The organism is Allobosea sp. UNC402CLCol, assembly GCF_000745475.1.
In the GTDB taxonomy this organism is placed as follows: Bacteria; Pseudomonadota; Alphaproteobacteria; order Rhizobiales; family Beijerinckiaceae; genus Allobosea; species Allobosea spartocytisi.
The window spans coordinates 135,495-143,037 of the sequence record NZ_JQJJ01000017.1 but is presented as its reverse complement, the minus strand read 5'-3'; the positions used below and the strand labels follow the sequence as shown (position 1 = coordinate 143,037).

The following is a 7,543-nucleotide window of genomic DNA, read 5'->3' as shown; positions in this document are numbered from 1 at the left end:
CCCAAGATGCTCGAGCTCTCCGTCTATGACGGCATCCCGCATCTGCTCACCCCCGTCGTCACCGACCCCAAGAAGGCGGTCGTCGCCCTCAAATGGGCGGTGCGCGAGATGGAGGAGCGCTACAAGAAGATGTCGAAGCTCTCGGTGCGCAACATCGACGGCTTCAATGCCCGGGTCGGCGAGGCCAAGGCGGCCGGCGAGGTCATCACCCGGACCGTCCAGACCGGCTTCGACAAGCACAGTGGCGAGGCGATCTATGAGGAGGAGGTCATGGACCTCGAGCCTCTGCCCTATATCGTCGTCATCGTCGACGAGATGGCCGACCTGATGATGGTCGCCGGCAAGGAGATCGAGGGCACGATCCAGCGCCTCGCCCAGATGGCGCGTGCCGCCGGCATCCATGTCGTGCTCGCCACCCAGCGCCCCTCGGTCGACGTCATCACCGGCACGATCAAGGCGAACTTCCCGACCCGGATCTCCTTCCAGGTCACCAGCAAGATCGACTCGCGCACGATCCTCGGCGAGATGGGCGCCGAACAGCTTCTGGGCCAGGGCGACATGCTCTACATGGCCGGCGGCGGACGCATTACCCGCGTCCACGGCCCCTTCGTCTCGGACAACGAGGTCGAGAAGGTCGTGGCGCATCTCAAGACCCAAGGCCGGCCGCAATATCTCGACGCCGTCACCTCCGAGGAAGAGGAAGCGGCTGAGGACGAGGACGGCGCCGTCTTCGACAAGACCGGCATGGGTTCGCTCGACTCGGACGACCCCTATGAGCAGGCGGTCGCGGTCGTGCTGCGCGACAAGAAGGCCTCGACCTCCTACATCCAGCGCCGCCTCCAGATCGGCTACAACCGTGCCGCATCCATCATGGAGCGCATGGAAAACGAGGGCATCGTCGGGCCCGCCAATCACGCCGGGAAACGCGAGATTCTCGGGGAAGGCCCCCGCCCGCGCGACGACGAGGAAGAGTAACGCCCGTCATTGCGAGGAGCACGGCGACGAAGCAAACCAGAAGCAGCAGGGCTGAACCGTTCGCCTTAGCCCCCTGGATTGCTTCGCTACGCTCGCAATGACGACACAGGCGCAAACGCGCGAAGCGTTCAGCGCCTATCACCCCGCGATGACGCCCTTCCTGAGCAGGAAGCAGCCATAGGGGCGGGCATCGCCGACCTGCACGACGCCGAAAGCCTTGCGGGCCGCCTCGTAGAAGGCGAAGCGCTCGATGCCGGGCAATGGTGTCGGTGCCGCTGCCGCCTGCGCCACCACGGCTTCGACCTCCTTCTGCACCGCCGGCACGGCCGCAGCATCGCCGACGACGAACATGCGGCGGATCGGATCGGGCTCGAAATCGTCGATCGGCAGCACGGTCAGGATCGCGCGCACGACCTCCGCCATGGCGAGGCCCGGCAGGCGGACGATGCGTCCCGAGGTGGTCGCCCGCGCGATCGTCTCGGCCGGATGGTTGGCGTCGACCACCGCGAGATCGTCGCCATGGCCCATCGCTGCCAGCAGCCAGAGCAAATCGGGACCGAGGATCGGATCGATGGTCTTCAGCATGTCGGCACCGGGACGTGATCGAGGATGAGCTTTTCGGCCTTGAGATCCACCCAGAGAGCGTTCGGCACGGGGCGGGCCACGAGGTCGAGATTGCGCGCGACCTCGTCCGGCGTCACGGCGCCGAGCACGACGGTCGCGACCGCGGGATGGGCGGCGGCAAAGGCGAGTGCCGCTTGCGGCAATGCCACGCCATGGGCGGCGCAGACCGCCTCGATCCGCGCGACCTTGCCGAGGATCTCGGGCGGGGCGGGCTTGTAGTTGTAATAGGCGCCTTCGCGGGCGCCGGTCGCGAGGATGCCGGAATTGAAGACGCCGGCCAGCATCACCGCGATGTCCTTCTCCAGCGCCAGCGGCAGGAAGCCGTCGAGCGCGCCCTGCTCCAGCAGCGAATAACGCCCGGCCAGCATCATCACGTCGAAATCGCCGGCGCGGGCGAAGCGCTCGCACATCTCGGCTTCGTTGACGCCGACGCCGATCGCCTTCACGGCGCCGGAGGCGCGTAAGCGATCCAAGGCGCGGTAGGCGCCCTCCATGGCCTCGGCGAAGCGCTGCTCCATCCGCTCGCCATGAGTCCAGACATCGACATCATGGATCAGCAGGATATCGACATGGTCGGTGCCGAGCCTGAGCAGTGACTGCTCCAACGAACGCATCGCGCCGTCATAGGAATAGTCGATCACCGCCGGATGCGGCAGGCCGCCACGATAGCCGGAGCCATCCGTCTTCGGCTCGCCCGGCTTCATCCAGCGCCCGACCTTGGTCGAGAGGATCACGCTCTCGCGCGGAACGCTTCGCAAGGCCGCGCCGATGCGGTGCTCGGAAAGGCCATGGCCGTAGAGCGGCGAGGTATCGACCAGATTGATGCCGGCCTTGAGCGCGGCGACCACCGTCGCCTGCGCCACCCCTTCGTCGAGATGCTGGTAGAGATCGCCGAGCGGCGCGCCGCCGAAGCCGATCAGGCTGGGCTTCATGCCGGCGATCGGCCGGCCCGTTATCGTTGCGCCCAAATCCGTATGACTCCCCAAAGCCCCGCGATGTCCTGCCCCCGCGTCGGGCGGCGCAGCAAACCATGTCCGTAGCGGAAATCAATCGCCCGTCCAGCGGGACTCTGTTAGGCGTCGAGCCTCGAACCAACCGACCTGGCACCACGGCGAGCTGACGATGACCGAGACCCTTTCTGCCCTGCAGCACGCGCTTTCCACTGGCCGCACGACCTCCGAGGCCCTGACGGAAGCCGCTCTCGCCCGCGGCGGCACGGGCGAAGGTCCGCGCGTGTTCACCCGTCTCTATGGCGAGCGGGCGCTGGCTGCGGCGCGCGCTTCCGATCTGATGCGCAAGGCCGGCTTCGTCCGCTCGCCGCTCGAAGGGCTGCCGATCTCGATCAAGGATTTGTTCGACGTCGCCGGCGAGACGACCAAGGCCGGCAGCGTCGCATTGGACGACGCACCGGCTGCAACGGCGAATGCGCCGATCGTCGACCGGCTTCTGGCAGCGGGCGCCGTGCTGGTCGGCCGGACCAATATGACCGAATTCGCCTTCTCGGGGCTCGGCATCAACCCGCATTACGGCACGCCGCTCAATCCCTTCGACCGCGCCGGCGCGCGCATTCCCGGCGGCTCGTCCTCGGGTGCGGCGGTGTCCGTGACGGACGGCATGGCGGCGGCCGCCATCGGGACCGACACTGGCGGCTCGGTGCGCATCCCCGCCGCGCTCTGCGGCATCGCCGGCTTCAAGCCGACGGCGCGCCGCGTGCCGCGCGAGGGTTGCGTGCCGCTCTCGACCAGCCTCGATTCGATCGGCCCGCTGGCGCCGAGCCTCGCCTGCTGCGCATTGCTCGATGCCGTGCTGTCCGGCTCAGGCGAGAGCGTCCCGGCCCCGGCCGAACTCGCCGGACTGCGGCTCGCCGTGCCGACGACGCTGGCGCTCGACGGCCTGGACAACACGGTTGCCGCCAGCTTCCGCCGCGCGCTCGACACGCTGTTGCGCGCCGGGGCGCATATCAGCGAGATCGCCGTGCCGGAATTCGCCACGCTCGGCAGCCTTCAGGCCAAGGGCAGCTTTGCCGGTGCCGAGGCCTGGCACTGGCACCGTGCGCTGATCGCCAAGGCCGGCGACCGCTACGACCCACGCGTGCTGGTCCGCATCCAGCGCGGCGCCGAGATGACGTTGGCGGATTATCTCGATCTGGTCGCGGCGCGCAAAGCCTGGATCGCCGCGGTCGAGGCGCGCATCGCCGGCTTCGACGCCCTGGCGATGCCGACCGTGCCGGTGATCGCGCCGCGCATCGCCGATCTCGCGGAGGAGGCCGCCTATGGCGCGACGAATCTGCTGATCCTGCGCAATCCGACGCTGATCAATTTCCTCGACGGCTGCGCGGCGAGCCTGCCCTGCCATCGCCAAGGCGAGGCGCCGGTCGGCTTGATGGTGGCCGGCGCCGGCGGGCAGGATCGCCGCATCCTGACGATCGGACAAGCGATCGAGGCGGCGCTCGCCCCTTCCCGCGCCGCCTGAGGCTCCGAACAGAAACGCCGGCCGGACCTTCTGGTCCGACCGGCGCATCGTGATACCCGAAGAACCGCCGTGCCTTATTCGGCCGGCAGCGGCAGCGGCGCGCCATCCTCGCTGGTGACGACCGCGCCGCTCAGCGCCGCGTGCAGGCGGTTCTGGTCGAGCTCGCCTTCCCAGCGTGCCACGACGATGGTCGCCACCGCGTTGCCGATGAAGTTGGTCACCGCGCGGCATTCCGACATGAAGCGGTCGATGCCGAGGATCAGCGCCATGCCGGCCACCGGGACGGCGGGGACGACCGAAAGCGTCGCGGCCAGCGTGATGAAGCCCGCGCCGGTGATGCCGGCCGCGCCCTTCGAGCTGAGCATCGCGACGAGCAGCAGCAGCACCTGGTCGCCGAGCGGCAGGTGGATGTCCATGGCCTGCGCGATGAACAAGGCCGCCAGCGTCATGTAGATGTTGGTGCCGTCGAGATTGAAGGAATAGCCGGTCGGAATGACGAGGCCGACGACGGAGCGCTTGCAGCCGGCCGCCTCCATCTTCTCCATCAGGCTCGGCAGCGCCGCCTCCGAGGACGAAGTGCCGATGACGAGGAGGATCTCCTCCTTGATGTAGCGAATCAGGGCGAAGATCGAGAAGCCGTTGTAGCGGGCGACCGCGCCGAGCACGACGAGGATGAAGATCGCCGCCGTGAGGTAGAAGGTCAGGATCAGCATCGCCAGATTGGCGACGGAACCGATGCCGTAGCGGCCGATGGTGAAGGCCATGGCACCGAAGGCGCCGATCGGGGCCGCCTTCATCAGGATCGCGACCAGCTTGAAGATCGGCGAGGTCAGCGCCTGCAGGAAATCGAGCACCGGCTTGCCGCGCTCGCCCACCATCGAGAGCGCAAGACCGAAGAGGACCGAGAAGAACAGCACCTGCAGGATGTCGCCCGAGGCGAAGGCGCCGACGATCGTATCCGGGATGATGTTCTGCAGGAAGCCGACGACGCTGGAATCATGCGCCTTGGCCGCATAGCTCTGAACGGCCTTGGCATCGAGGCTGGCCGGGCTGATGTGAAGCCCGGTTCCCGGCTGGATGAGGTTGCCGACGATCAGGCCGACGATCAGCGCCAGCGTCGAGAAGACGAGAAAATAGATCATCGCCTTGCCGGCGACGCGTCCGACCTTCTGCATATCGGTCATCCCGGCGATCCCGGTCGAGACCGTCAGGAAGATCACCGGCGCGATGATCATCTTCACCAGCTTGATGAAGGCATCGCCGAGCGGCTTCATCGAGGCGCCGGTTTCCGGCCAGAAATGGCCGAGCGCGATGCCGAGCGCGATCGCGACGAGCACCTGGACATAGAGCTGCTGGTAAAGCTTCTTCGGGCGCGCCGGCGCAGCCGTCGCGGGTTCAAAATGGGCAGCCATCGCTTCCTCCGGTGGGCTTTTGTTTGGCTTGATCTAAGCGAGTGATTTTTTCGCAAGCCGCGTGCCAGCCGGACAGAACTCAAAAAATATAACGATATCAGATACGTATATTCTTCTTCGCTTTTGCCACCGCGCCATCTATGCGAAAATCCGCACAATCTTTTGTTGCGCAATGCGGAAATCCGCTCATTATCGGGCATGGGCTTCATGCAGCGCACCCCACCGCAAGCAGGAACAGCCGCTTCACCGGGCGGCTGGAGCTGGCTGGCCTTCGGGCTCGCGGCGGCGATCCTGCTCGCCATCGGGCTGATCGCCGCCGGCGATCTCGGCCGAAGCCGCGCCATCGAGGCCGTGAATGCGCGCGCGGAGGACGGCACCACGCTGGCCATCGCGGTCCTGCGCGGCGAACTGGAGAAGCAACGCGCCCTGCCGATGATCCTCGCCCGCGATCCCGATGTCCGCAGCGCGCTTTCGGGCAACAGCCGTCATGCGCTCGACCTCAAATTCGCGAGCATCGCGCGGGAGACGCGCACGGCCGTGATCTACCTGCTCGACGTGACCGGGCTGACCATCGCGGCGAGCAACTGGGACGAGCCGACGAGCTTCATCGGCAACGACTATGCCTTCCGCGACTATTATCTCGGCGCGATCCTGAAGGGGTCGGCCGAGCAGTTCGCGCTCGGCACGGTCAGCCAGCGCCCGGGCCTCTACATCACCAGCCGGATCAATGACGGCGACAGGCTGCTCGGCGTCATCGTCGCCAAGGTCGAGTTCGACCGGGTCGAGGCCGATTGGCGGGCGCTCGGCGGCCAGATCTACGTCGCCGACGAGCGCGGCGTGGTGCTGCTCTCGACGGTCCCCGAATGGCGCTTCCATGTCGAGGCCCCGCTCGACGAGGACACACAGAAGGACATCCGCCGCTCGCTGCAATTCGGCGAGGCACCGCTCAAGCCGCTGCCGCTGGCGCCGGATGACGACCTCGTCCAGAGCACCGCCCCGACGCGCGGCCTCAACGTGATGACCCGTCGCGACGTGCCGACCACCAGTTGGCACATCGACATGCTGCTGCCGGTCGACCAGGCCATCCGCGCCGAGCAATCGCGTTTGCAGACGCTGGTCGCACTCGTGCTGCTGCTCGGGCTGATGCTGGCCGCGTTCCTGCTGCGCCGCCGCCAGCAGGCGGCGATGCGCCTGCTGGCGGCGGCGCAGGCGAAAGCAGAGCTCGAACGGCACGTCGCGGAACGCACGGCGGAACTCGCCGGCAGCAACCGCAAGCTCGTGGAGGAGATGGCCGAGCGCGCCCGCGCCCAGGAGCGGCTCGCGGATACGCGCGAGGAACTCGCCAAGGCGAACCGGCTGGCGACGCTCGGCCAGGTCACGGCCGGCGTCGCCCATGAGATCAATCAGCCGCTCGCAGCCTTGCGCACCTATGCCGAGAACGCCCGCGCCTTTGTCGCCGGGCACGACGAGAGCGCCGCGACAGGCGCGCTCGGCAAGGTCATCGGACTGACCGAACGGATCGGCACCATCACGGAGACCCTGCGCGGCTTCGCCCGGCGTGGCAACGGCAGGCTCGAACCGGTCCTGCTGAGCGAGGCGGTCGCAGGTGCGCTGATGATCCTCGATGCGCCCCTGCGGCAGGCCGGCATCGCGCCGCAGGTCGATGCGAGCCCGCCGGGGTTGCGGGTGCTCGCCCGGCATGTCGAGCTGGAGCAGGTGCTGGTCAACCTGCTGCGCAATGCCGTCGAGGCCGTCGAGAGCGCCGACCCTCGACCAGCACCGCCGTTGCTCTCGCTCGGCATCCGCGACGTGGGCGAGGAGGTTGCGATCACTGTCGCCGATCGCGGCCCCGGCCTCGACGAAGCGGCGCTTGCGGCGCTGTTCACCCCGTTCCGCAGCTCGAAGCCGCGCGGCCTCGGCCTCGGCCTCGTCATCTCGCACGACATCGTCACCGCCTTCGGCGGCACGCTGACGGCGTCGTCGCGGCCGGGGGACGGCTGCGTCTTCACCATCACCCTCCGGAAAGCCTCGTCCGGCTCCAACCCATGACCCCAGCTTCG

The 7,543-nt window shown here is 67.7% G+C and carries 6 protein-coding genes; 3 read left to right on the top strand and 3 right to left on the bottom strand.

Going from position 1 to position 7,543, the window contains the following annotated elements; all coding sequences use genetic code 11:
• On the top strand, positions 1–975 hold a 975-nt coding region (locus GY40_RS22520; RefSeq protein WP_038367329.1), incomplete at its 5' end, for a DNA translocase FtsK.
• Between the two features lie 138 nt (positions 976–1,113).
• On the opposite strand, the gene GY40_RS22515 is transcribed toward GY40_RS22520, so the two are convergent.
• Both GY40_RS22515 and GY40_RS22510 read right to left on the bottom strand, forming a co-directional pair.
• Complete coding sequence (locus GY40_RS22515) at positions 1,114–1,560, bottom strand: RbsD/FucU family protein (protein ID WP_038367251.1); 447 nt, start codon at positions 1,558–1,560, stop codon at positions 1,114–1,116.
• Positions 1,554–2,531 carry an aldo/keto reductase gene (locus GY40_RS22510; protein ID WP_051988425.1) on the bottom strand — a complete coding sequence of 326 codons (978 nt, stop codon included), beginning with the start codon at positions 2,529–2,531 and terminating at the stop codon, positions 1,554–1,556. The genes GY40_RS22515 and GY40_RS22510 overlap by 7 nt, the downstream gene beginning before the upstream one ends.
• Before the next feature lie 190 nt (positions 2,532–2,721).
• Here GY40_RS22510 and GY40_RS22505 point away from each other — a divergent pair, with 190 nt between their 5' ends.
• On the top strand, positions 2,722–4,071 hold the full coding sequence (locus GY40_RS22505) for an amidase (RefSeq protein WP_038367246.1): 1,350 nt from the start codon (positions 2,722–2,724) through the stop codon (positions 4,069–4,071).
• A gap of 74 nt (positions 4,072–4,145) precedes the next feature.
• On the opposite strand, the gene GY40_RS22500 is transcribed toward GY40_RS22505, so the two are convergent.
• Positions 4,146–5,483, bottom strand: a complete 1,338-nt coding sequence (locus GY40_RS22500) for a dicarboxylate/amino acid:cation symporter (RefSeq protein WP_038367244.1) — start codon at positions 5,481–5,483, stop codon at positions 4,146–4,148.
• Positions 5,484–5,690: 207 nt separating this feature from the next.
• On the opposite strand from GY40_RS22500, the gene GY40_RS22495 reads away from it, so the two are divergent.
• Positions 5,691–7,532, top strand: a complete 1,842-nt coding sequence (locus GY40_RS22495; RefSeq protein ID WP_197062804.1) for a sensor histidine kinase — start codon at positions 5,691–5,693, stop codon at positions 7,530–7,532.
• Positions 7,533–7,543: the final 11 nt, after the last annotated feature.

Bases quoted from the DNA above. Each gene is read 5' to 3' on its own strand.
- GY40_RS22515 (WP_038367251.1), bottom strand. From the start codon at position 1,560: ATGCTGAAGACCATCGATCCGATCCTCGGTCCCGATTTGCTCTGGCTG.
- GY40_RS22510 (WP_051988425.1), bottom strand. From the start codon at position 2,531: ATGAAGCCCAGCCTGATCGGCTTCGGCGGCGCGCCGCTCGGCGATCTC.
- GY40_RS22505 (WP_038367246.1), top strand. From the start codon at position 2,722: ATGACCGAGACCCTTTCTGCCCTGCAGCACGCGCTTTCCACTGGCCGC.
- GY40_RS22500 (WP_038367244.1), bottom strand. From the start codon at position 5,483: ATGGCTGCCCATTTTGAACCCGCGACGGCTGCGCCGGCGCGCCCGAAG.
- GY40_RS22495 (WP_197062804.1), top strand. From the start codon at position 5,691: ATGCAGCGCACCCCACCGCAAGCAGGAACAGCCGCTTCACCGGGCGGC.